The organism is Neoroseomonas marina (assembly GCF_012927745.1).
GTDB lineage: Bacteria > Pseudomonadota > Alphaproteobacteria > Acetobacterales > Acetobacteraceae > Neoroseomonas > Neoroseomonas marina.
The window spans coordinates 573,001-596,610 of the sequence record NZ_JABBKX010000003.1 but is presented as its reverse complement, the minus strand read 5'-3'; the positions used below and the strand labels follow the sequence as shown (position 1 = coordinate 596,610).

Sequence of the window (23,610 nt, the reverse complement as noted above, 5' to 3'; positions counted from 1 at the left end):
GACCGCCGGGCGCAGATTGTGGGCCTGCACCGTTACCCTGCGCCTCACGCGAAAGGGCCCGGCCCAGGCCGCCGCCCTGAGGGCGGCGACCCGGAACCGGGCCCATCGTCGGCCGTCCCCGCCCGTGGGGAGGGGGAGTTGGCGGGAGCGGCCGGGTAGTCCCGTCGGAGGATCAGGCCGCGAGCGGCTTGGTGATCTTCTCGACCGCGACGGTCACGCGGGCGGAGATCGGGGCCACGGTCTGCTCGGTCAGCTTGAACATGGCTTCCTGGAACTTCGCGGACTCGGCCACGGCCTTCTCCATCGCGGCCTTGGCGAACTTCGCCTGGACCTCGGCGGCCTCGTTGAGGCTCTTCACCGCGGCGAGGGCCTTCGCGCCCTCGAGCGACTGGTCCGTGAAGCCCTGCGCGAGCGCCATCGCCTGGCGGGCGAGGTCCTGCGTGCCGACGGCCCAGGTCTGGGCGGCCTTGGTGAAGGCCTCGAGGTTGCCACGGCCGAACTCGGCGGCTTCCTCGGCGGCCTTCATGAGGCCTTCGGCCCCCTTCGTGATCTGTTCCATGCTCTTCTCCATCGTGGCGCGAGCCTGCGCCGCACCTTCGGTCACGATCTTCTGCGCCTGGGCAGCACCCTCGGCGGCGATCTTCTTCACGTCGGCCTTCGTCTCAGCCATGTCCGTATCCCTTTCGTCATCGACGACGGGCACCGGAACGGTCCCGTCCTGCTTGGTCGATCCGGGCTTCCGGACCGCTTTGCTGCGCTGCAACATGATGGCCGTGTATCCAATTCGCAGGAGCCGCCGCAACAGTTTTTTTGCACTGCACCATAGAAATCTTCCGCCCGCGGCTCGGGCCGCAGCCGGGTCAAATAACCGCGTGCGGCAACTGGGCGTCCTAAGCCATTGCGGGGAAAGGGGATGGCCCGGTCATTTCGGCTGGACGCCGGCGGCCCCACGACCGTATCCTGATGCCAGAAAGGGGGGCGGGCACGCGGGGGCGTGCCGCGCCGGAGGGTGATTCAGCATGACTCCAGACCGCGCCGAGACGCCGGCGATGCGGCGCGGCCGCACCTTCGGGACGACGCTGGCCTGCCTTCTGACTCTCCTTGCCTGGCTCCTGCCAAACCCGGCTGCCGCACAGATCGGCAGCGACCGTTATTCGGCCATCGTGGTCGACGCGCGCAGCGGGAACGTCCTCATCGCCGCCAACGCGGATGAGGAACGCTACCCGGCCTCCCTGACCAAGATGATGACCCTCTACATGCTGTTCGACGCGCTGCGGGAAGGCCGCGTGCAGCTCAGCACCCCGATCCGGATGAGCGAGGAGGCGGCGTCGCGCCCGCCTTCGAAGCTCGGCCTGCCCGCTGGCATGACCCTGACGGTCGAGCAGGCGATCCTCGCCCTGGTGACCAAGAGCGCCAACGACGTCGCCGCCGCGGTCGGCGAGCACCTGGCCGGCAGCGAGGACCGCTTCGCGCAGCTGATGACGATGCGGGCGCGCTCCATCGGCATGACGCGCACCACCTTCCGCAACGCCTCGGGCCTGCCGGACCAGGAGAACACCACGACCGCCCGCGACATGGCGACGCTCGGGCTGCGGCTGATCCGCGACTACCCGGACCGTTATCGTTACTTCAGCACGGTGCATTTCGCCTGGGGGCGGCAGATGATCCGCAACCACAACCGGATGGTCGGCGACTACGAAGGCGCGGACGGGATCAAGACCGGCTACATCCGGGCCTCCGGCTTCAACATCGTCACGTCTGCGCAGCGCGACGGTGTGCGGCTGGTCGGCGTGACCATGGGCGGGTCGTCCTGGGTCGAGCGCGACCGGCACATGGGCGCGCTGCTCGACCAGGGCTTCGCGCAGCTCGGCGTGGCGCCGCGGCCCCCGTCCTCCGCCATGGCCGCCGTCGGCGCGGTGGGGGCGGCGCGCGCGGCGACGGCCGGCGGCCGCGCGGCCGCCACACGCAACGCGGCGACCCGGCAGCGCGTGGGGCCCGGGCGTGGAACGACCGCGGCCACTGCCGCACGCCGCGCCGTCGCGCCGCCGACACCCCGGACGGCGACCACGACGCGGCCGACGCCTACCGTGCAGCGGACCTCGACGCGGGCGACCGCGACCGCCGCCCGCATCGAGCAGGGCAGCCGCGCGGCGCCGGTCTCGTCCGGCCGCGGCAGCCTGCCGCCGCCGGTGCGCCGGACCACCACCACCCAGGCGTCCCGCTGACGCCCCCACCCGTTCCAGGCATGGCACGAGGCTTGCGATCCTGACGTTCCGGTAATCACGCCGCGCGGCGCGGCCACCGCATTGCCTTCGCCCTGGGCGCCGGCTGCGCGGATGGGCGCGCCGGCGCCACCGGAAAGGGCAGTCCATGCTGCGTCGCCGCCTGCTTCTCGCCACCCCGGCCCTGTTGGCCGCACCGGCCGTCCGGGCCCAGGGCGCCTGGCCCAACCGTCCGGTGCGCATCATCAATCCTTATGCGCCGGGCGGGACGTCGGACATCGTGGTGCGGTTCCTCGCGGTCGGGCTGGAACGCGCCTTCGGGCAGTCCTTCATCGTGGACAACCGCCCCGGGGCGGGCGGCGCGGTCGGGACGGCGCAGGTCGCCGCCGCCGCGGCCGACGGGTACACGCTGCTGGTGACGAACACCGGGCCGCTCGCCGTCTCCGTCAGCATGACGCCGCCCCCGGCCTACGACCCGCAGCGATCCTTCGCCTACATCACCATGTTCGGCGGCGCGCCGATCCTGTGTGCCGTGAAGGGCGACGGGCCGATCCGGACCATGGCCGACTACAAGGCCGCGGCCGCGCGCGGGCGCGATGCCGTCTCCTTCGGGTCGTCCGGCGTCGGGTCCGTCGGGCATCTCGCCGGAATGCTCTGGGCGCAGGAAGCGGGCGTCGAACTGCTGCACGTGCCCTTCCGCGGCGCGGCGGATGCCGAACAGGCGATCGTCGGCAACAGCACCACCTCGCTCTGGAACACGGTCGGGGCCCATACCGGCGGCGTGCAGGGGGGCAGCATCCGTGGCCTCGCGGTGACGAGCGACACGCGCATCTCCTCGGTCCCCGCCGTCCCGACGATCGTCGAGGCGGGCTTCCCCGGATCGGTCGCGTCGAACTGGTTCCTGCTCGCGGGGCCGGCCGGGCTGTCGGGCGAGATCGTCGCGCGCCTGCGCGCGCATCTGAGCGCGGCGATGGCCGAACCTGCGGCGCGGGAACGATGGGCGAGTATCGGCATGGTCGCCCTGGGCGATCCGAGCCCGGCGGAGATCTCGGGCTTCGTCGCGCGCGAGGCTGCGCGCTGGGCGCCGGTCGTCAGGGCGGCGGGGGCCGCCTGAGGCGGTTCAGCGCGGGGCGGCGAGCACCAGCGTCCAGAAGAGCCGCGGCATGTTGCCGGGCATCATCCCCGGGGCGCCGGCATAGCCCACGCCGACCTGGGTGACGTCGTCGGCCAGCATGTTGTCGCGGTGTCCGGGGCTGGCGATCCAGCCGTGCATCACCTCGGGCACGCCCATGTACCCGGCGCCGACATTCTCGCGATAGGAGCGCCACCGATAGCCGGCGCGGCTGATCCGGGCGCCGGGGTCGCTGCCGTCGCTGCCCGCATGGGTCATCCGGCTCCATTGCAGCATGTCCAGGGAATGGGCCGTCGCCGCCTGCGACAGTCGCGCGTCGAGCCCGAGCGGTCGCCGGCGCTGGCTTGCACGAAAGGCGTTCACCTCGCGCAGCAGGGCCTGCTGCAGCCACACCTCGGTCGCGCCGGCCGGTCGCGGCCGGCCGAACAGCATCATCCCGGCGCCCGCCACGACGAGGCGACGCGGGACTCGATGTTCCCATCCACCCATGCCGTTCACGACGCCGCGTGCACGCCCCGTCGACAACACACGATCCCGCGAGGGTTCCTCACGCGAAGCGGTCGAGCCAATGCCGGGCGATGTCCATCCGCCGCGCCACCCAGGCGGCGTTTCCGGCGCGCGCCACGTGATCGAGGAACTGCTCGAGCCCGGCAATGCGCCCCGGCCGGCCGATCGTGCGCAGATGCAGTCCGACCGACATCATCCGCCCGCCTTCCTGCAAGAGGCGGTCGAAGGCGGCGATGCAGTAGCGGGAGAAGTCCTCGGCGTGGTTGAAGCCGCCACCCGGGCGGAAGCGCATGTCGTTGGTGTCGAAGGCGTAGGGCAGGATCACGTGCGGCCGCGTGGTCCCAGGCGCCAGGCGCGGCAGGTCGTCGTCGTAGCAATCGGAATCATAGAGGAAGCCGCCCTCCTCGATCAGCAGACGGCGCGTGTTCACCGAGGGGGCGGATTTGGTGTGCCACCCCACCGGCCGCGCGCCCGCATGGGCGCCGAGCGTCGCGACCGTCCGTGCGATCGCGGCGCGCTCGGTCGCCTCCTCCATGCCGGCATGCATCTCCCACCGCCAGCCATGTGCGCTGACTTCGTGGCCGCGTGCGGCCGGCGCGGCGGCAAGGGCAGGGGTATGCGCCACGGCACGCCCGCAGCAGGAGAAGGTCGCCTTCGCGCCGTGGGCGTCGAGCGCGCCCAGCACCCGCCACAGGCCGACGCGCGCCCCGTAGGCGAAGTGGCTTTCCATGCAGGGATCCGGCGCGCCCTGGATGAGCTGGCCGGATTCCGGGATCGTCTCGTTCCGCTCGTCGCCCGAGGCGAGGGACAGTTCCGCCCCCTCCTCGACATTCACCACGATGGACAGCGCAAGCCTCGCGCCGCCGGGCCATCGCGGATCCGGCGGCGCGAGGCCGTAGCCGGTCAGGTCGCGGGCCGGATCGGGCATCCCACCCGGCAGGCGGACCTCAGGCATAGGCCTTGAGGATCGCCCGCATCGCCGGTGCCAGGTCCGGGCGGCGCAGCGCGAAGGCGACCTGCGCTTCGAGGAAGCCGGCCTTGTCGCCGCAATCGTAGCGCCGGCCCTGGTAGCGCAACCCGTGGAAGGGCTGGGTGCCGATCAGCTTGGCCATGGAGTCGGTGAGCTGCACCTCGCCGCCGGCGCCCTTTTCGAGCCGCGAGAGGAATCCCATCACCTCGGGCGTCAGCACGTAGCGGCCGATGATGGTGAGGTTGGACGGTGCCTTCTCGACGGGCGGCTTCTCGACCAGGCCCTTCACCGAAACGAGGCGTCCCTTGTCCTCGGCGATGTCGAGCACGCCGTAGCGGTTCACTCTTTCGCGGGGCACTTCCTCGATCGCGACGACGCTGCCGCCGGTCTCGTGATAGGCCTCGGCGAGCTGCTGCATGCAGGGCACGTCGCAGAGCATCAGGTCGTCCGGCAGCAGGATCGCGAAGGGATCCTCGCCGACGAAGGAACGTGCGCACCAGATCGCATGGCCCAGGCCGAGGGGGACCTGCTGGCGCACCGTGACGATGGCGCCGGGCGTCATGGTCTGCGCGCGCAACGCCTCGAGCTCGGCGGCCTTGTTGCGTTCCTCGAGCGTGCGCTCGAGTTCGAAGGCGACGTCGAAATGCTCGACGATCGCGGTCTTGCCGCGGCCGGTGATGAAGCAGAACTGCTCGATCCCGGCAGCGCGCGCTTCCTCGACCGCGTACTGGATCAGGGGCTTGTCGACGACCGGCAGCATCTCCTTGGCCATCGCCTTGGTGGCGGGCAGGAAGCGGGTGCCGAGGCCGGCGACGGGAAGGACGGCCTTCTTGAGCGGCTTCAGGGGCACGGTTGGCGAATCCTCGTGTCAGTGATCCACACCATACGAAGCACGGCTCCAAGACGCGAATAGGGCGGCGCCATGCCGGCGCAACGGACGGGAGGCGATGGGCGCCGCGGGCATGGCACGGGGCGGCATCATCACGGAGCCCGTTCCATGCGCGATCCTCTCCAGCGTTTGACCGCCGCCGCCTTCGGCCTGCATGCGGCCGACCAGCTTGCCATGGCGGCGCTGCCTCTGACCGCGGTCCTTGCCTTCGGCGCCGGGCCGGGGGTCGTGGGGGCGCTGCTCGCGGCCCAGGCGGCCGCCTGGCTGGCCTTCTCGCTGCCCGCGGGGCTGCTGGTGGACCGGCTGGGCCGCGCGCGGCTGCTGGTCGCGGCGACCCTGACGGCGGCCGCGGGCGCGGCGCTGGCCCTGCCGGCCGCGGCGGGCGGCGGCGTTGCGATGCTCGGGGCGGCGGCGTTCGTGGCGTCCTGCGGCACGGTTCTCTTCGTGCTGACGGCGGGGTCGCTGGTGCCCGCCTTCGTGGCGCGCGATGGGCTGGCGGGCGCCAATGCCAGGCTCGAACTGGCGCGGGCCGCGGCAAGCCTGGGCGCGCCGCCGCTGGTCGGTGCGCTGGCGGGCCACGGATGGACCATTGCAGGCTATGGCCTGGCGCTGATGGCCGCCGGCTTCGCGGCGGTCGCGACCCGGGGCTTGCCCCGTGATCCGTCCGTTCGGGCCGCGGCGCGAGCGCCGATGCACGCGCAATTGATGGAAGGCGCGCGCTTCGTGCTCGGTCACCGGCTGCTGCGCGGCATCTTCGGTTGTGCGCTGGCGTGGAATTTCGGCTTCTTCGCGCTGCTGGCGGTCGTCGTGCCCTTCGCGCTCGGGCCGCTGGGTCTCGACCCGGCTCGGCTGGGGCTGGCGCAGGCGGGCTACGGGGCCGGGATGATCGCGGGTGCGCTGGCGGCAGCGGCGGCACAGCGGCGCTTCGGGCCGAACGCCATCCTGCTCGCGGGCCCTGGGCTATCGGTGGCGACGCCCCTGTTGCTGCTCATGGCACCGCCGGGCGGCGTGGGCGTTCCGTTCGCGGCCATGGCGTTGGTCGGCTTCGGCCCGATGATGTGGCTCATCTGCCAGACCGGCATTCGGCAGATCGTCACCCCGCCCGCCATGCTCGGGCGGGCCGGGGCCGTGCTGCAGGTCGCGATCTACGGCGTCCGGCCGATCGGTGCGCTGGCCGGGGGCGCCCTGGCGGCGGCGGCGGGACCGGCGGCCGGCATGTGGCTCGTCGCCGCGGCCTTCGCGGCGTCCTTCCTGGTCGCCGCGCTGTCGGACCTCGCGCGGTTGCGGCGGCTGCCCGCCGCCGCGCCGGCCTGAGGAGCTACTTCCGCCCGGTCGCGCCGCGCCCGCGGCCCGGCCCGTCGGAGGGATCCGCATCCGTCAGCCCCGAGGGCGGGCGCCCACGCCCACGGCCCGGCCCGTCGGAGGGATCCGCATCCGTCAGCCCCGAGGGCGGGCGTCCACGCCCACGGCCAGGCCCGTCCGAGGGGTCCGAATCCGTGACACCCGAGGGCGGCCGCCCCCGGCCGCGGCCCGGCCCGTCGGACGGATCGGAATCCGTGACGCCCGATGGCGGGCGCCCGCGACCCCGGCCCGGGCCGTCATTCGGGTCGGCGTCTGTGACGCCCGTCCCGCCGCGCGCACCGCGCCCGCGCCCCGGACCGTCATTCGGGTCGGAATCGGTCAGGCCGCTGCGGCCGCGGCCCGGCGCGTCGTTGGGATCGGAATCGTTGCGGCCGGACTGGGCCTCGGCCGGTGCGGCGATCGTCACGGCGCCGGCAGCCGGCGCGCTGACGATCAGCAGGCGGCGACCCAGCCGCCTGGGCTTCTCGGGCGTGTCGTCGGGCATGGCGGGCCTTCCCCTTGGGGCGTTGGTTGCGGATCCGGTTATGAAGGCCCCGGCCGAATCGCCGCAAGCATCGCCCGCATTGCAATCCGGTCATGATCCTCCGCGCCCGCCGCCGCGATTCCCCGCGCCGCCGATTTCGACTAGGGTCCGGCCACCATGGACATGCCCCTGAACGCGGACGCCCGCGTGGCTGCGGAAGCCGCGCGGCGCCGCTCCTTCGCCATCATCGCCCACCCCGACGCCGGCAAGACCACGCTGACGGAGAAACTCCTGCTCAAGGGTGGGGCGATCCAGCTCGCCGGCCAGGTGCGCGCCAAGGGCAACGCGCGGCGCACGCGCTCGGACTGGATGAAGATCGAGCAGGAGCGCGGCATCTCGGTCGCCACCTCGGTGATGACCTTCGAGAAGGACGGGACGGTCTTCAACCTGCTCGACACGCCGGGCCACGAGGACTTCTCCGAGGACACCTACCGCACGCTGACGGCCGTCGACGCGGCGGTGATGGTGCTCGACGCCGCCAAGGGCATCGAAAGCCAGACCCGCAAGCTGTTCGAGGTCTGCCGCCTGCGCGACATCCCGATCATCACCTTCGTGAACAAGATGGACCGCGAAGGGCGCGACCCCTTCGACCTGCTCGACGAGATCGAGAAGACGCTCGCGCTCGAGGCCAGCCCCGTCGCCTGGCCGGTCGGGCAGGGTGCGGACCTGCGCGGGGTCTACGACATCCTGCATCCGTCCCTGCGCATGGTGGACAGCGACGAGATCATCCCGCTGACCGGCCTCGACGATCCGACCATCGAGGCGCGCGTGCCCGGCGACCGTGCCGCGACGCTGCGCGAGCAGGCGGAGCTCGCATCCGGCGCCTGCGCGGAATTCGACCTCGGCAAGTTCCTCGAGGGGTCGCTGACGCCGGTCTATTTCGGCTCGGCGCTGCGCGACTTCGGCGTGGCGCATCTGCTGGAAGGCCTCGCGCGCTTCGCCCCCCCGCCGCGCGCGCGCCCGGCGGATGTGCGCACCGTGCGGCCGGAGGAGCCGAAGCTGTCGGGCTTCGTCTTCAAGATCCAGGCGAACATGGACCCGCAGCATCGCGATCGCGTCGCCTTCCTGCGCATCTGCTCCGGCCGGCTCGAGAAGGGGATGCGGCTGCGCCAGGTCCGCACCGGCAAGCTGGTGCCGGTCAACGCGCCGCTGTTCTTCTTCGCCAAGGACCGCCAGGTGGCCGAGGAAGCCTGGCCCGGCGACGTGGTCGGCATCGCGACCCATGGCGGCATCCGCATCGGCGACACGCTGACCGAGGGCGATCCGCTGAACTTCCAGGGCGTGCCCTCCTTCGCGCCGGAGCATCTGCGGCGCGTGCGGCTCGACGATCCGATGCTGGCGAAGAAGCTGCGCAAGGCGCTGGACGAACTCGCCGACGAGGGCGTGGTGCAGCTGTTCCGGCCGCTCGACGGGTCCCAGCCGATCGTCGGCGTGGTGGGGCTGCTGCAGCTCGACGTGCTGCAGTCCCGGCTGCGCGTGGAATACAGCGTGCCCGCGTCGTTCGAGGCAGCGCCCTGGACCACGATGCGCTGGATGGCGTCGGAGGATCGCGGCGCCATCGAGCGCTTCGCCGCTGCCAACAAGATGGACATGGCGCAGGACCACGACGACGAGCAGGTGGCCTTCTTCACCTCCGACTGGCGGCGCCGGCGCGCGGAGGAGGAATTCCCGATGATCCGCTTCCTGCCGGTGCGCGAGCAGCACGGGCTGGCCGCGGCCTGAAGGGGAAGGGGCCTCGCCCCTCTCGGGTCACTTCGGCGATGTCGCCTCGGCCAGCAGGCCGGCCTCCACCGCCGCGCCCTGCATCTCGCGATGGACGAGCGCGCGCAGCCAGGCATGGCCCGCGTCGCGCCGCCGCCCTTCGTGCCAGACGACCCAGATCGGGATACGGATCGCCGGGCCGGGAACGGGCACGATGATCATGCGGAACTGTTCCTCCGCGATCCGCGCCATGCTCTTCGGCAACACACCTAGGTAGTCGGTCCGCCCGATCACGAAGGGGACCTCGAGGTATTCGCTGACCGTCAGGCGGCTCTCGGCCATCAGCTCCCACAGCTTGCCCGACAGCGCCTTGGGCCGCCGTTCCGGCGCGCGGCGGTGGCAGCGGACGAATTCCTCCTGCGCGAGGTCCCGCCAACCCATGCCGGGGCGCGCGCGCGGATGCCCTTCCCGTGCGGCGATCACCAGGCTGTCGTCGAACAGGCGGCGGTTTACGAAGCGGTCGTCCTCCGCCGGGATCCAGTCCACGGCGCAATCGAGCAGCCCTTCGCGCATCAGGGCCGGGGCATCGTCGGCCAGCGTGCGGGTGTCGAAGCGCAGCGTGACGCCCGGCGCCGCGGCCCGCGCGGCGTCGCGGATGCGCAGCGCGAAGGCGGGGCCGAGGGGATGGGGGATCGCGATCTCGAAGCGCCGCGTGCTGGTTGCCGGATCGAAGCCGCGCGCCTCCTCGACCGAATGGCGCAGGGATTCCAGCGCCTGGTGGATATCGGGGAAGATGCGGTTCGCCACCGGCGTCGGCGTCATGCCGACCGGCGCGCGCAGGAACAGTTCGTCGCGGCAGGCTTCGCGCAGCCGGGCAAGGGCGTGGCTTGTCGCCGACTGGCTCAGCCCGAGCCGCTGCCCGGCGCGCGAGACGGACCGCGTCTCGTGCAGCGCCTCGAAGACGAGGAGCAGATTGAGGTCCAGGCCGCGCAGCGAGGTCATCTCGGTGTCCCCGGCGGCCGGAGGGGCGCGCACCGCGCAGGCCCGATCATGCCGCCACAGAACCGTTTTGGAGCCGATGCGGCACCGGGATCAAGGGCCTGCCTGCTAGTCCGGCCGCCGGGTCCGGACCACGGTCACGCTGCAGGGGGCCTCGGCCGCGACGCGCCCGGACACGCTGCCGAGCAGCCGGCGCGTGAGCGAGTTCTCGCGCGCGCCGAGCACGACATGGTCCACGCGGTTCGACCGCGCATAGTCGATGATGGCGTCGGCGACGTCGCTGCCTTCGAGGACGTGGAAGGTGGCCCGCCCTTCCGCCAGGCCGAGCGGGCGCGCCCAGTGCTGCAACTCGACGAGCCGCTGGACGTGCCGGTTGCGGCCCTGGTCGTCGTGGGTGCTCTCGATGGACAGCAGGGCCGTCTTGAGCACGTTGAGGCAGGCCAGCCGCGCGCCTGGCCGGCTGGCGAGCATCTTCTGCGCCTGGTTCCGCAGCGCCGCCGCGAGATCTTCCGTCATCAGGCTCGGATCGAGCGCGATGGCGACGATCGGCGCCGACTGCATCTGCCGGGCGGTCGCGAAGGCGCGCGGCTGGATCGTCTCGCCGCGGAGGCGGCGGCGCATCACGGTCAGGAAGCTGTCGCGCCGCGCCTTGGTCGCGCGTTCCGTCAGGGCGATCTGGTCGGGGTTGCGCAGGTCGAAGGCGAGCTGCGCGGCCGTCGGATAGCGCGCGTCGGGATGCACCTCGAGACAGCGGAGGATCACCTCCTGCAGCCAGGGCGGGATATTCGCGCGCCGTCGTCGCGGCGGCACCGGGTCCCGCCAGAGCCGCCGCTTCACGCCGCTGAGGTGCTGCGGTTCGCCGAAGGGCAGGTCGGCGGTCGCCAACTGGTACATCAACGCGCCGAGGGAGAAGATGTCGCTGCGCGGGTCGTTGCGGATGCCCAGCGCCTGTTCCGGCGCCATGTAGGGGACGGTGCCGTAGGGCAGGCGGAACTCCTCCGCCATCAGGTCGGGCAGGCGTTCGTGGTGGGCCAGGCCGTAGTCGATCATCACCGCCTCGCCCGTCTCGCGGAAGATGATGTTGGCCGGCTTCACGTCGAGATGGACGACGTGCTGGTGATGCAGGGCATCGAGCGCATCGGCGACGGCCGCGCCGATGCGTGCGACCTCCTCGGCCGGCAGCGGCACGTCGCGCAGGCGGATCGAGAGCGCCGGGCCTGGCACGCGCTCCATGACGATGAAAGGATCGGCCTCGAAGCCGCCGAGGGCGATGAAGCGGGGCACATGCACGCCCGCGAGGCGGGGCATGATCATCTGCTCCATCTCGAAGGAGACGATCGCGGCCGGGTCCTCGCCCTCGCGCAGCCGCGGCACCTTCATCAGCATGGACAGGTCGTGGTCGGGATGGGTCACGCGGTAGAGCACCGCCATGCCGCCCTCATGCAGGACTTCGTGGACCGTGAAGCCGGCGACCTCGCGCGTCATCGGCCGGGCCCCGCCGGTCAGCGACCGACGAAGAGCCGCTCGGCCAGGCCAGGCGGCAGGCCGGCGGCACGGATCTTCGCGGCGGCGGTGACGACGTCGTAGGGGACCCGCAGCCAGGTCACCCGCATCGGATGCGTGTCGACCATGGCGTAGCAGGCCGCGGGGTTGCCGTCCCGCGGCTGGCCGACGGCGCCGAGCACGCCCAGCCAGCGCCGCCCGTGCGTGAGCGGCACCGGCGCATCCTCGACCGGGCGGAACGCGATGAGCTTGCCGGTCTCCCCGAGGCTGTAGAGCGCCGGGCGATGCACATGGCCGCAGACCGTCGCATGCGCGGTCGTCGCCTGCAGGCTGCGATTGGCGGTCTCGGAATCCGTCACATAGCGCCATTTCGCGGGCGCCGAGGGATCGGCGTGGACGAAGAGGCAGCCCTCCTCCTCGATGGTCAGCGGCAGGCCACGCAGGAAGCGGCGATGCGTCTCGTTCAGCTTGCCGCGCGTCCAGGCGATGGCGGCCGCGGCGGAATCGTTCATGCCCGTCGCGCCGTTGCCGATCGCCGCTTCGTCATGGTTGCCGAGCAGGGCGAGCCCGCCGCGCCCGACCTCCTCCATGGCGAGGTCGAGCACGGCGGCCGGGTCGGCGCCGTAGCCCACCAGGTCGCCGAGCAGGACCAGGCGGTCCGCGCCGCGCGTCCTCGCGTGGTCCAGGCAGGCCCGGAAGGCCTCGAGGTTGGCGTGGACGTCGGCGAAGACCGCGAAGCGCATGGCGGCTAGTTGTTGATGAAGACGCGTGCGGCCAGGGCGACCTGGAACAGCGCCGTCACGAGATCGGTGCCGAGCTGCCAGTATTTCGGGTCGAGATAGGGCAGGGCGATCAGCTCGTCCCCCGGCCGCGGGGGCTGGCTCGGGCTGAGCTGCGCGAAGCCCGAGGGGCGGCGGACCATCAGCGTCGAGCGGTTGCCGCGCGGCGACAGCCCGCCCGCGGCCTCGATGTACTGATCGATCGACCAGCCCTCGCGCCAGACCACCGCCTGCGGCGCGTTCACCTCGCCCTGGACCATGACGGTCTGGGAGCGTTCGGGGATGACGATGACGTCGCCGGTTTCGAGGCGCAGCGGGGCGCAGGTGCCGTCGTTGCTCATCACCACCAGCGTGCCCTCGGGCTGCACCCGGCGGGCGCGGCTGATGTACTGCGAGATCAGCGCCGCCTCGGCGGTGCGGGATTCGGCGATGCGCGTCGTCGCGGAGGGCGCGAGGAAGAGCTGCCGCTCGAGCCGGTCCAGCGCCTCGTCGATCGAACGCTTCTGCCGCAGGGCCAGCGACGGCCGCATGACGAACACGCCTTCGGTGTTCGCGAGGACCGGGTCGACGGCGATGTGGTCGAGGATCTGGCAGAGGTTGATGTCGCGGTCGGCGACCAGCACCGAGGGATAGAGACGGCTGCCTTCGACCGAGACGCGCACGGTCCGCGCCGCGACGTCGGCGACGAAGGTGACGGTGTCCTGGTCGAGCAGCGTCTGCTGCGCCAGCTCGTTGATCGACATGTAGCGGGAGAAGGGCTGGGCATTGCGCACGCCGCGGATGACCGCGTTCGTTGCGGCAGGAAGCGGGCGGGCGAGGTCGATCAGCTCGCGGCCCGTGAGGTTGGCGCGGGCCGTGCTCTCGAACAGGTAGTTGTTCCGTACCGCACCGTCGGCGCCGACCATGGCGCGCTGCCGGCCGACGACGATGGTGTCGCCTTCCTGCAGGCGCAGGATGGGCAGCTGGCCCTCGAGCAGGAAGCGGTAGAGATCGATCCGGGCGACCGTGTTGCCGCCGCGGTTGAGCGCGATCTCGCGGAAGGAGCCGCGGCCGGGGTCGATGCCGCCGGCGCGGACCAGGAAGTCGAGGATGCTGTCGGAGGCGACGCCCGCGAAACGGCCCGGAGAGCGCACGAAGCCCGTCACGAAGACGCCGATGCGCTGGGTCGACAGCACCGTCGCATAGACCTGCACCTGCGTGGTGTAGACCTTGCGGATCTCGCCCTCGACGACCGATTGCAGGTCCCCCACGCGCACGCCGGCCACCCGGATCGGGCCGATGTTCGGCAGGAAGAGATTTCCGGCGGGGTCGATCACGCCCATCAGTTCGGAATCGACGGCGCCCCAGGCACGGACGGACACGCGGTCGCCGGGCTGCAGGACGTAGTTGGGGTTCGGCGCATCGGAGGAGGACTGCGCGGACCCGGTGAAGAGCGAGGCGCCGAACACCGCGGTTGCCGGGCCGGTGATGCGGCCCTGGTCGCCGAGCGGCGCGACCAGGGTCGGCCCGCCTTCCGCCTGGGTGGGGCTGCCGATGCGTTCCATCCCGCGCGTCTGGCCCGGGATGTCGGCGAGGCTGCGGCGGTCGAAGACGGGCGGCGGCTGTGCGGCCTGGTCGCTGGGCGCCGTCCCGGTCCCGGTGCCGTCCTGGGTGGTCGGCTGGCGCGGCAGCAGGTTCGGCATGCCGGGCAGCACCGCGGGCACGCCGCCGATGCCGGTGGGCAGCCGCGTCTGGCTCTGCGCCGCAAGGTCGCCGGCGAAGGTGAGGGCGAAAAGCGCCGCGAGCAGCGCGCCGCCGGCGCGGCGCCCGCTAAACCGCATGGTCGCGCATGCTGGCGATGAGGAGCCAGGCGATACCGAAAGCGACCGCAAGACCGAGGAAAACACTGCCGACACCGATGAGCTTCCGAGGATAGAGAGGATAGACGGCGAGGTTGGGTTCGACCACGCGGGCGACGAAGACCTGTTGGCGCTGCGCATCCGTGCGCGCGCTCTCGAGGCTCGTCGTCGCGGAGGCGAGTTGCCGGTCGGCGAATTCCCGTTCCAGCATGAGCCGATCGTAGGAGGCGAGCTGGTGCACCAGCGCGCCGTCGCCGCCGGTGCGGCGGAGCCGCTCGGCTTCGATCTGACGTTCCAGCGCCTCGATCCGGTTGCGTGTGCTCTGCAGCGCGGGGTTGTCCGGGCGCATGAAGGCGGACCGCTCGCGGAGCTCGGCGCGCGCGACGGTGAGGGCCCCTTCCATCGCCGAGATCTGCTGCTGCGATGCCACCGCGGTCCCCTGGCTGTCGAGGTCGCGCTGCTGTTCGCGGAAGCGGGCCAGGGCTTCCCGGCTGTCGGCCACGCGTCGCTCGGCGATCGCGACCTCGTCTCGCGCGACCCGCAGCTGGTCGCCGCGCTGCCGTTCCGACAGTCGGTTGACCAGGTCCTCCGCCTGCGCGAGCAGCGCTTCGGCGATGGCCTTCGAATCCTCCGGGCGGAAGCTGCGCACGCGCAGCGTGAGCACGCCCGTCGACCCGTCGAGGGAGGCCGAGACCATGGAGTTGTAGTATTTGGTCAGGCGCTCCGGCTCGGTATCGTGCAGGCGCGCGATGTAGTCGGCCTCCGGGCGCTGCCAGATCGAGACGATGTCGAGCCTGTCGTGCAGGCTCATCACCGCGTCATGGGATGTCAGGTACTCCCGCAGCGTGCTGGCCTCGCCGGCGCTGGCGCCGCTGCCCGTCGCGCCCATCAGGGACGCCAGCGCGTTGGCGCCCATGGCGTGCTGGGTCTCGCCCCGCACGCGCACCACGATGCGGGCTTCCGACACGTATTGCGGGGCGGCGAACAGGTAGAAATAGGCCGCGACGATCGCCGTCGGCAGCAGCACCCATAGGGTGAACGGGTGGATGATGAAGCGCCACAGCCGGTTGCGTGGCCGCGGTGGCGGCGTCGGCGCAGCCTCGGTCCAGGTCTCGACCGTCCCCAGGGGGGACGGTTCAAAGGCTGTTGTATGTGGCGAGAGCTTCATCGATGTCTTCGTAGAAGGTGAGGGTGCCCTGGTCCATGACCGCCGCCCGCGTACAGAGCTGGCGGACCTGGGAGGGCGAATGGGTGACGATGATCAGCCCGGCATTCGCCAGCCGGGCGGCGAAGGCGCGCCCGAACTTGGTGTCGCCGACCGACAGCGCTTCATCGACGAGGAAGCAGTCGAACTCGATCGCGAGGGAGATGGCAAGGCCGAGGCGCGAGCGCATGCCGCTGGAATAGGTGCCGACCGGCATGCGCAGGTATTCGCCGAGCTCGGCGAAGGATTCCACGTAGTCGACGACGGCTTGCGACGGCTTGCCGTAGATGCGCGCGATGAAGCGGCAGTTGTCGGCGCCCGACAGCGAGGTCAGGAAGCCGGCCGCCATGCCGATCGGCCAGGAGATCGACATCGACCGGCGGATGCGCCCGCGGGTCGGCACCTCGACGCCGGAGAGGACGCGCACCAGCGTGGACTTGCCCGACCCGTTGCGCCCCAGGATGCCGACGCGTTCGCCCCTGCCGAAGGATGCGTTGACGCCCCGCAGCACATGCTTGCGCCCGTGGTTCATCGGGTAGGATTTGTGGACGTCGATGAGGTCGAGTGCCATCGGCGCCTCTATTCGAGGCCGATGCGGCCGCGCACGACGCGCAGCCCGGCGAGCCCGATCAGATGCGTGACGAGGATCCACTTCGCCACGTAGAGAAGGTCGTACTGCGTCCAGTACTTCTCGCCGAACTGGCCGTCGCGCAGCAGTTCGAAGATGTGCACCGTCGGCACCCAGACCGCGTATTCCTGCAGCCACGGCGGCAGCCAGTACAGCATGAAGAACAGGCCGCTGATCGGCAGGAACAGATAGGTCATCAGGTGGATGAAGCGCTCGATGCCGTGCCACTCGGTCGTCGCCGCGCCGACCATCAGCGCCATCCCCTGAGCGAGGAGGAACATGAGCGCGGCCGCGGCCAGCATCTTCATCGGCGAGTCGGGATACTCGCCGCCCATCGCGATGCCGACGAAGGTCATCAGGAACAGGACGCCCGTGCACGCCGCGGTCTCGATCAGATGGCGGGCGAAGAAGAGGTCCGGCAGGGCGATCTGCCGATGATGCAGCAGCGCCACGTTCGACGGGATCGCCCCGCTGGCGCGCATGATCATCTGGCGGAACTTCATGAACAGGACGTAGCCGATGGCATACATCTCGAAGCTGCCGCGGACGCCGCGCTCGCCCTTATGGAGCTGGTGGATGATGCCGACGCCGATCGCGAGGATCATCGGTTCGAGGAACAGCGTCAGGTAGCCGAACCGGTGGCGCCCGAAGCGCGTATGCATCTCGCGGATGACCAGGGCGCCGATGACCCGAAGCTGCGTCCTTGCGCAGTCGGCCAGCGACGGACGGGCCGCGGTGTCGCTCACGGCCGGGCCGACGCGTCCTGGATCAGGGGGCGCGCCTCCCGCCACCCATTGCCGGCCCGGCAGATCAGACGGGTCTGTGTCGACCCGTCCGTGCGCACCAGGATCTCGCGGCAGTCGCGGCCACTCGCCGCGGCATAGGCGCGGACCATCCGCACGCGCGCGGTCTGCCCGGTGGAGGGAAGGACGACCGTTTCCTCCGCGCCGGGCGCGCCGGATGCGGCGAAGGCGACCACGGGATCGGAGATCGGCGCCACGACCGCGTCGCCACCCTGCGCCGCCGGTCCTTGCGAACCGTTCTGCGCGCAGCCCACGACCATCAGCGCCAGGACAGCCACGGACGCAACGCTACGGGACCGCTTCAGCGGGAGACGCATTCGTGCACAATCCTTGGCACCGAGACGACCGGACCCTAGCCTTTCCGAGCGAATTACGCAAAAATTAAGACGCCCGGATCGGCTGAGAGGACGTTTTGCGGGTCCGCCTCTCGCGTCACAGGATAGAGCGGCCCTGGATAACGTAAGATTACAACCTGAGCGTGTGTTCGCGCGGAATGCCTCGGCGGCGCCGCAGGGACGACTCCACGCCTCCAGGGCACTGCTGCGTCGTTGGCCGCATCTGCCTGCCTTCTGGCCCGATGCGAGGATCAGGACGCCGCCGGCCGTCGCGGCGCCCGACGACATGCTGCTGCTGCCGGTGGACGCGGCGGCACCGCCGGGCTGGGGTGGCGGCATCCTGTATCTCGACCCCGGCCCCTTCGCGCCGCCGGCCCTGGGTGGGCAGGAGGTGCCGACGATCCTGTTCGCCGACGCCGCGCCCGATCCGGTCCGGAGCATCCTGACCCGCGGGGCGCCGCGCCTGGCGGCCGATTACCGGCAACGATTGCGCGCCGCGGTGCGGGCGGCGCGGCTGGGCGGCCCCGCCGGCCTGCCGGACCCCGGGCCCGCCGCCCTCGGTCTCGGACCGGGCGAGGCCATCCTGGTCGTCGATCCTTGCGATCCGGCCTTGGCTGGCGCCGCCGCGGCGCTGCTGGACGAGGCATCGGTCGGCGATACCCGCCCCTGCATCGTCCGCGATCCCTTCGCGCCGGCCCGGGCGTCGACGACGCTGCATGGCGCCCGGCCGGAACGCCTCTCGCCCTGGACGCTGATCGACGCCGCCGCCGCGGTCCATGCGGCGCCCGGCGCGATGGCGCGGCTCGCAGCGCTTGCTGGCTGTCGCGTGATCGGGGCGGGGGGCGACGCGGACCCGCTGGACGCCCTCGCCGCGGCCGCACGCTGCGTCGATCCGATAGGTCGCTCGCCCATCGGCTTGGAGGAGGCGCTCGAGACGCTGGGCACCTGGCGGCGGCAGCACGCGCAGAACCGCGACATCGCGGTGTGTGTCGGCATGTCCTTCTGGAAGCGGCGCCGTATCGGCGCGGCTCTCGGGTCTGCCGGGGCGCCGGTGTCCTTTGCGCGCGGCGGACGCGATGCGGTGGCCACGGCGAGCCGGCGTGGCGGCGCCATCGCCGTCTGGGCGAGCCGCGCGCCGCGCGGCCTCGTCGCGCAGGCGGCCCAGGCCCGCGTGCCGCTGGTCTGGATCGAGGACGGGTTCATCCGCTCGGCGGGCCTCGGCGCGGGTTTCCTGCCGGGGGCGTCGCTGACCTGCGATCGGCGCCGACCCTATTATGACCCATCGGGGCCGAGCGACCTCGAGCGCCTCCTCGCGACGGCCGAGGTCCCGTCGGCGCTCCGCAAGCGGGCCGAGGCCCTGCGCGCCGCGCTGCGCGCCGGCGGCGTCACGAAGTACAACCTGCCCGGTGCCGCGCCGGTCCTACCGTCGACGCCGGGACGGCGGCGCATCCTGGTTCCGGGCCAGGTCGAGGACGACCTGTCGGTGCGCCTGGGTGCCTCGGCGGAGGTGCGCGGCAACCTCGACCTGCTGCGCGCCGTGCGGGCCGCCGCGCCGGATGCCTTCATCGCCTTCAAGCCGCATCCGGACGTCGAGGCCGGCTACCGCCGCGGCGCGGTGCCGGAGGCGGAGGCCCGCGCGCTGGCGGACGTCGTGGTCGCCCGCGCGCCGATCGCGCCGCTGCTCGACCAGGTGGAGGAGGTGCACACCATCACCTCGCTCACCGGCTTCGAGGCGCTGCTGCGCGGCCGTGCAGTGACCTGCTGGGGGAGACCTTTCTACGCCGGCTGGGGCCTGACCGAGGATCGCGCGCCGATCCCTCGCCGGCGGCGGCGGCTGTCGGTCGATGAACTCCTGGCCATCGCGCTGATCCTCTACCCGCGCTACCTGGACCCGGTGACCGAGCTGCCCTGCACCCCGGAACAGCTGATCGAGCGCCTGCGCGAGCCGCGCGCCTGGTCGGGCGGGTTCGCTGCGCGACTGCGCCGTTGGCAGGGTCGGGTCATGGCGCGGCTGCTGCCGGGGCGGGGCTGATGGCGCGTTCCTTCCTGGTGCTGCAGGGGCTGGCGACGCACTTCTTCGCCAGGCTCGGCGATGCGCTGCGCGCGCGCGGCCACGCGGTGCACCGGGTGAACCTCAACCCGGGCGACCGGCTGTTCTGGAAGCGGCCCAACGCGACCGACTACACCGGCACGGAGGCCGACTGGCCCGCCGCGCTTGACGCGCTGATCGACGGGCATCGCGTGACCGACCTCGTGATGTTCGGGGACGGGCGGCCTTTCCATGTCGCCGCCATCGCGGCGGCGCGGCGGCGCGGCCTGCGGGCCTGGATCTACGAGGAAGCCTATCTGCGGCCGGGTTACCTGGCGCTCGAGGCAGGCGGGGTGAATGCACGGTCCCGGCTGCCGCGCGACCCGGCGCGCATCCGCGCGCTGGCCGAGGGCCTGCCGCCGGCGCTGCCGGAGACGCTGTCGGGCGGATCCTTCCTTCGCCGCGCGTCGGACGATGTGCGGTACAATCTCGCGAACCTCCTGCATCGCCGCGACTTCCCGCATTGGCGGACGCACCGGCAATGGAACCCGTTCCACGAATATGCCGGCTGGCTCAAGCGCGGCCTGCTGCGGCCGCTGCGGCGGCATGCCGCATGGAAGCGGCTGAAGCAGGTGGAGGCTTGGCCCGGCCCGGTCTTCGTCCTGCCCCTGCAGCTCGAGGGCGATTACCAGCTGCGTCACCATTCGCCGTTCACGAGCCTTGCGGACGCGATCGCGCTCGTCGTCGAGTCCTTCGCCGCCCATGCCCCGCCCGATGCGCTGCTCGCCGTGAAGGGCCATCCGCTCGACAACGGGCTGTCGCATTGGGGACGCTTCGCGGAACGTCGCGCGGCGGAACGCGGCGTGGCGCAGCGCATCGCCTGGCTGCCGGAACTGCATTTCACGCCGGTCCTCGCGCCGGCGGCCGGCGTGGTGACGGTGAACAGCACGGCGGGGCTGCAGGCCTTGCGCGAAGGCAAGCCGGTCGTCGTGCTGGGCCGCGCGCTCTACGACCTGCCAGGCCTGACCTTCCAGGACGGGCTCGACCGCTTCTGGACCGAGCGCACGCCGCCCGACATGGCGCTGGTCGATGCGCTACGGCGCGTGCTCGCCGCGCATTGCCTGGTGCGCGGCGGCTTCTTCAGCGATGCGGGCATGAACGAGGCGGTGGCGAATTCCGTCCCGCGCCTCGAGGGCGATCCGCCCTTCGCGGCGGAACCGGCATGAGTGCACCGCGCTGCGTGCTGATCTCAGGCGCCTCGCGCGGGCTGGGCGCTGCGCTGGCCGAACGCTTCGCCGCGCCCGGCGTGACGCTGCGCCTCGTCGCGCGCGGCGCCGAAGGGCTGGCGGCGACGGCCGCGCGCTGCGTCGCGCGCGGCGCCATCGTCGAGACCGCGGCGATCGACGTGCGCGACGGCGCCGCACTCGGCGCGCAAGTGCTGGCCTGGGACGCGGCGTCGCCCATCGACTGCGTAGTCGCGAATGCCGGCATCTCCCGCGGCGTCGCACCGGACGGCGCCTGGGAAGGGGCCGAGGGCGCGACCGCCCAGGTTGCAGTGAACCTGATCGGCGCGATGCACCTCATCGAGCCACTTCTGCCCGAGTTTCGCGCGCGGGGCGTGGGACGGATCGTGGTCGTCGCCTCGGTCGCGGCCTATCGCGGGCTGCCAGATGCGCCGGGTTACGCCGCATCGAAGGCCGGGCTGCGCGCCTATGGCGAGGGGCTGCGCGCCGCCCTCGCCCCGCGCGGCGTCGGCGTGACGGTGGTGCTGCCGGGCTTCTTCGACAGCGCGATGGGCGCGCGGTGGAAGGGGCCGCGGCCGCTGGCCATGGGCCTCGACCGCGCGGCGGACATCACGCATCGGGCCATCCTGCGCGGCGCGCGGCGCTGCGCCTTCCCGCTGGCGCTCGCCGCGCTGCTGCGCGTGGTGGATGCGCTGCCGGCGGGGCTGTCGGACTGGGCGGTGCGGCGGATGCGCTTCCGCATCGCGCCCGAGGCGTGAACACCGCCGCGCACATCCTGATCGGCGCGGCGCTGCCGCTGCCCTTCTGGGTGTGGCTGCGGCGCGGCCTGCGCCCCTCGCCCTGGATGCTGCTGGATGCGGCGCCGCTCGTTGCGATGTTCTGTGCGCTGCTGGCGGTGACGGCGCGACCGGTGCTGGCGGGCGGGCTCACCGCGGGCGTGTGCATCTTCCTCGCCATCGCGGACCAGGCGAAGCGGGCGACGCTGCGCGAGCCGCTCGCCTTCACCGATGGCGGGCTGCTCTGGCAGGTGGCGGCGCATCCGCGCTTCTACCTGCCCTTCGTGCCGCCGGCGTTGCTGCTGGGCGGGATCGGGCTGGGGGTGGCGGCCTTCGTCACGGTGGTCGCACTGGAACCGCCGATCGCGCTTGATGCCGCGGCGCGGGCGGGGCTGCTGGCGCTGACGGCGGGCCTTGCATTGCTGGTGCTGCGGCCGCTGTGGCTGCTGCGCGGCGCTACGCCGTCGCGCCGACCGGCCGAGGATGCGGCGCGCTTCGGGCCGCTCGCCACCTTCGCGATCCATGCGCGGATCGCGGCGGTGGAACGGCCGGTGCGGCGGGCGGCGCATCCGGCCGCTGCGGCGAGCGCGCCGGCGGTCGCGCCGCATCTCGTGCTGCTGCAACTGGAATCCTTCTGCGATCCGCGCCGCTTCGGCCTGCCGCGCGCGCTGCCGAACTGGGATGCACTCGGCGCTCAGGCGCTGTCGCGCGGGCTGCTTGCGGTGCCGGGCTTCGGCGCAAACACCATGCGCACGGAGTTCGTCGTGCTGACGGGGCTGGACGATGCGGCGCTGGGGCTGGATCGGCTGAATCCGTATTTCCGCTTCGCGCGGGCGCCCGTCGGATCGCTCGCCTGGCTGTTGCGCGGGGCGGGCTATGCGACGACCTGCCTGCATCCCTTCGATGCGCGCTTCTTCGGCCGGGACAAGGTGCTGCCGGCCCTTGGCTTCCAGCGCTTCGAGGCGGAGCCCGCCTTCGCCGGCGCGCCGCGCGCGCATGGGCTGGTGACGGATGCGGCGCTTGGCGTGCGTATCGTGTCCGACCTGGCGGCGGCGGAAGGGCCGGCCTTCCTCTATGCGATCAGTGTCGCCGCGCACGGGCCCTGGACGGGACCCGACCCGGCGGCGGCCTGGGCGGACCGGATGGTCGCGACGGATGCGATGCTGGGTGCCATCGCCACGGCGGCGCGAAAATCGTCGCGGCCCGTGGTGGTCGCGGCCTTCGGCGACCACCGCCCGGCGCTGCCGGTCGCACGGGGCGGCACCGACACGGACTACCTGGTCTGGCGCAGCGATCGCGGGGGGGGGGGCACGCGGCGCGACCGCGACGCCGCCGGGCTCCATCGCGCGGTGCGCGATGCCGTGCTGCTCGGCTAGACGGCCACGCCGCCCAGCGCCCGCCCGGCGCGCCAGTCCGCGAAGCCCGCCAGCCGCACGCCCTTGCGCCGCGCCGCCGCGATCGCCGCGCCGTCGGGGAAGGACTGGTAGGGCAGCGGCGGGCTGTCCCGGCCGCGGTCGCGGCCCGTGGCGATGTCGTCCAGCGCCTGCAGCAGCAGCTCTGCGCCGGCCTGGTGCAGCAGGCGCGCCGCGGTCGAGACCGTCGCCTCCGCCGGCACCGGCACGCGCCGCTGGGCGATCACCGGGCCGGCGTCGATCCGCGGGGCCAGCCGATGCACGCTGACGCCGAAATCCCCGCCCCCCTCGGCTGCTGCCCAGAAGCAGGGCATCGGGCCGCGATGCAGCGGCAGCAGGGAGGGATGCAGGTTCACCCCGCCGCGGGGCGCGAGTGCCAGGACCTCGGGTACGAGGATCTGGTCGAAATGGCAGATGGCGATGACGTCGGGGCGCGTGGCCTCGATCGCCGCCTGGGCGAAGGCGCCGTTGATGTCGACGATCGGCGTCGGCGTGACGCCGCGGGCCCGCGCGGCGGCGGCGAGCGGGCCGGTGCCGCGCGGTCGCATCAGGCGCGGGGCGACGAATTCGGCGAGCAGCCAGGGAATGATGCGCGGCCCGCAGCGTCCGATGATCCGCCGGGCACGCGCGCGCGACAGCGGGCTCGAGACGCCGAGGAACACGACCTCGTGCCGCGTCTCGCGCAGGACGCGCGCCGCCGCCTCGGCGCTGGCCGTGCTTTCGAGCGTCAGGAGCGCGACGCGGAGCGGCATGG

General features: G+C 72.4%; 22 protein-coding genes. 8 read left to right on the top strand and 14 right to left on the bottom strand.

Translation table 11 applies throughout. The features are described 5' to 3' along the window. Positions 1-172 precede the first annotated feature (172 nt). Positions 173-670, bottom strand: coding sequence for a phasin family protein (locus GWK16_RS12975; RefSeq protein ID WP_170054371.1), 498 nt, complete (start codon positions 668-670; stop codon positions 173-175). Between the two features lie 349 nt (positions 671-1,019). Between GWK16_RS12975 and GWK16_RS12970 the strand changes: the two genes are divergently transcribed. Both GWK16_RS12970 and GWK16_RS12965 read left to right on the top strand, forming a co-directional pair. After that, the gene (locus GWK16_RS12970; protein ID WP_170054370.1) at positions 1,020-2,225 is read left to right on the top strand and encodes a D-alanyl-D-alanine carboxypeptidase family protein; all 1,206 of its coding nucleotides are present in this window, start codon (positions 1,020-1,022) and stop codon (positions 2,223-2,225) included. 145 nt (positions 2,226-2,370) lie between these two features. Beyond that, positions 2,371-3,336, top strand: a complete 966-nt coding sequence (locus GWK16_RS12965) for a Bug family tripartite tricarboxylate transporter substrate binding protein (RefSeq protein ID WP_170054369.1) — start codon at positions 2,371-2,373, stop codon at positions 3,334-3,336. A gap of 6 nt (positions 3,337-3,342) precedes the next feature. Here the strand turns inward: GWK16_RS12965 and GWK16_RS12960 are convergent, their stop codons facing one another. Genes GWK16_RS12960 through galU form a run of 3 tightly spaced genes read right to left on the bottom strand, consistent with a single transcriptional unit; the run spans position 3,343 to position 5,681 of the window. Beyond that, positions 3,343-3,879, bottom strand: a complete 537-nt coding sequence (locus GWK16_RS12960) for a CAP domain-containing protein (protein ID WP_170054368.1) — start codon at positions 3,877-3,879, stop codon at positions 3,343-3,345. 22 nt (positions 3,880-3,901) lie between these two features. Beyond that, positions 3,902-4,816 carry a polysaccharide deacetylase family protein gene (locus GWK16_RS12955; protein ID WP_248291325.1) on the bottom strand — a complete coding sequence of 305 codons (915 nt, stop codon included), beginning with the start codon at positions 4,814-4,816 and terminating at the stop codon, positions 3,902-3,904. Further along, the gene (galU, locus tag GWK16_RS12950) at positions 4,809-5,681 is read right to left on the bottom strand and encodes a UTP--glucose-1-phosphate uridylyltransferase GalU (protein WP_170054367.1); all 873 of its coding nucleotides are present in this window, start codon (positions 5,679-5,681) and stop codon (positions 4,809-4,811) included. The genes GWK16_RS12955 and galU overlap by 8 nt, the downstream gene beginning before the upstream one ends. A 147-nt stretch (positions 5,682-5,828) precedes the next feature. Here galU and GWK16_RS12945 point away from each other — a divergent pair, with 147 nt between their 5' ends. Next, complete coding sequence (locus GWK16_RS12945; protein WP_170054366.1) at positions 5,829-7,034, top strand: MFS transporter; 1,206 nt, start codon at positions 5,829-5,831, stop codon at positions 7,032-7,034. A 4-nt stretch (positions 7,035-7,038) separates the two neighbouring features. On the opposite strand, the gene GWK16_RS12940 is transcribed toward GWK16_RS12945, so the two are convergent. Further along, complete coding sequence (locus tag GWK16_RS12940; protein ID WP_170054365.1) at positions 7,039-7,566, bottom strand: hypothetical protein; 528 nt, start codon at positions 7,564-7,566, stop codon at positions 7,039-7,041. Between the two features lie 162 nt (positions 7,567-7,728). On the opposite strand from GWK16_RS12940, the gene GWK16_RS12935 reads away from it, so the two are divergent. Next, positions 7,729-9,327, top strand: coding sequence for a peptide chain release factor 3 (locus tag GWK16_RS12935; RefSeq protein ID WP_211187391.1), 1,599 nt, complete (start codon positions 7,729-7,731; stop codon positions 9,325-9,327). A gap of 27 nt (positions 9,328-9,354) precedes the next feature. Here GWK16_RS12935 and GWK16_RS12930 read toward each other — a convergent pair whose 3' ends face one another. From GWK16_RS12930 to GWK16_RS12895, 8 genes are all read right to left on the bottom strand, one after another. Further along, positions 9,355-10,308, bottom strand: a complete 954-nt coding sequence (locus GWK16_RS12930; protein ID WP_170054363.1) for a LysR family transcriptional regulator — start codon at positions 10,306-10,308, stop codon at positions 9,355-9,357. Positions 10,309-10,413: 105 nt separating this feature from the next. Further along, on the bottom strand, positions 10,414-11,790 hold the full coding sequence (locus GWK16_RS12925) for a serine/threonine protein kinase (RefSeq protein ID WP_170054362.1): 1,377 nt from the start codon (positions 11,788-11,790) through the stop codon (positions 10,414-10,416). Between the two features lie 17 nt (positions 11,791-11,807). Continuing rightward, positions 11,808-12,551: a metallophosphoesterase family protein gene (locus GWK16_RS12920; protein ID WP_170054361.1), complete on the bottom strand. Its 744-nt coding sequence runs from the start codon at positions 12,549-12,551 to the stop codon at positions 11,808-11,810. 5 nt (positions 12,552-12,556) lie between these two features. Next, positions 12,557-14,407, bottom strand: coding sequence for a polysaccharide biosynthesis/export family protein (locus tag GWK16_RS12915; protein ID WP_248291324.1), 1,851 nt, complete (start codon positions 14,405-14,407; stop codon positions 12,557-12,559). Beyond that, positions 14,397-15,593: a capsule biosynthesis protein gene (locus GWK16_RS12910; protein WP_248291323.1), complete on the bottom strand. Its 1,197-nt coding sequence runs from the start codon at positions 15,591-15,593 to the stop codon at positions 14,397-14,399. Before GWK16_RS12910 ends, GWK16_RS12915 begins: the two co-directional genes overlap by 11 nt. Further along, positions 15,562-16,200: an ABC transporter ATP-binding protein gene (locus GWK16_RS12905; protein ID WP_170054360.1), complete on the bottom strand. Its 639-nt coding sequence runs from the start codon at positions 16,198-16,200 to the stop codon at positions 15,562-15,564. The genes GWK16_RS12910 and GWK16_RS12905 overlap by 32 nt, the downstream gene beginning before the upstream one ends. Before the next feature lie 8 nt (positions 16,201-16,208). Then, the gene (locus GWK16_RS12900) at positions 16,209-17,003 is read right to left on the bottom strand and encodes an ABC transporter permease (RefSeq protein ID WP_170054359.1); all 795 of its coding nucleotides are present in this window, start codon (positions 17,001-17,003) and stop codon (positions 16,209-16,211) included. Continuing rightward, the gene (locus GWK16_RS12895) at positions 17,000-17,377 is read right to left on the bottom strand and encodes a DVU3141 family protein (RefSeq protein ID WP_170054358.1); all 378 of its coding nucleotides are present in this window, start codon (positions 17,375-17,377) and stop codon (positions 17,000-17,002) included. Before GWK16_RS12895 ends, GWK16_RS12900 begins: the two co-directional genes overlap by 4 nt. Positions 17,378-17,681: 304 nt before the next feature. Between GWK16_RS12895 and GWK16_RS12890 the strand changes: the two genes are divergently transcribed. Genes GWK16_RS12890 through GWK16_RS12875 form a run of 4 tightly spaced genes read left to right on the top strand, consistent with a single transcriptional unit; the run spans position 17,682 to position 22,820 of the window. Further along, entirely contained in the window at positions 17,682-19,427 is a 1,746-nt protein-coding gene (locus GWK16_RS12890) for a capsular polysaccharide export protein, LipB/KpsS family (protein ID WP_170054357.1), read from the top strand. After that, the gene (locus GWK16_RS12885; RefSeq protein WP_170054356.1) at positions 19,427-20,650 is read left to right on the top strand and encodes a capsule biosynthesis protein; all 1,224 of its coding nucleotides are present in this window, start codon (positions 19,427-19,429) and stop codon (positions 20,648-20,650) included. The genes GWK16_RS12890 and GWK16_RS12885 overlap by 1 nt, the downstream gene beginning before the upstream one ends. Then, positions 20,647-21,426, top strand: coding sequence for an SDR family NAD(P)-dependent oxidoreductase (locus GWK16_RS12880; RefSeq protein ID WP_170054355.1), 780 nt, complete (start codon positions 20,647-20,649; stop codon positions 21,424-21,426). Before GWK16_RS12885 ends, GWK16_RS12880 begins: the two co-directional genes overlap by 4 nt. Then, entirely contained in the window at positions 21,423-22,820 is a 1,398-nt protein-coding gene (locus tag GWK16_RS12875; RefSeq protein WP_170054354.1) for a sulfatase-like hydrolase/transferase, read from the top strand. Before GWK16_RS12880 ends, GWK16_RS12875 begins: the two co-directional genes overlap by 4 nt. Here the strand turns inward: GWK16_RS12875 and GWK16_RS12870 are convergent. Then, positions 22,817-23,608 carry a formyltransferase family protein gene (locus GWK16_RS12870; protein ID WP_170054353.1) on the bottom strand — a complete coding sequence of 264 codons (792 nt, stop codon included), beginning with the start codon at positions 23,606-23,608 and terminating at the stop codon, positions 22,817-22,819. The two genes, GWK16_RS12875 and GWK16_RS12870, sit on opposite strands and share 4 nt — an antisense overlap. Positions 23,609-23,610 lie beyond the last annotated feature (2 nt).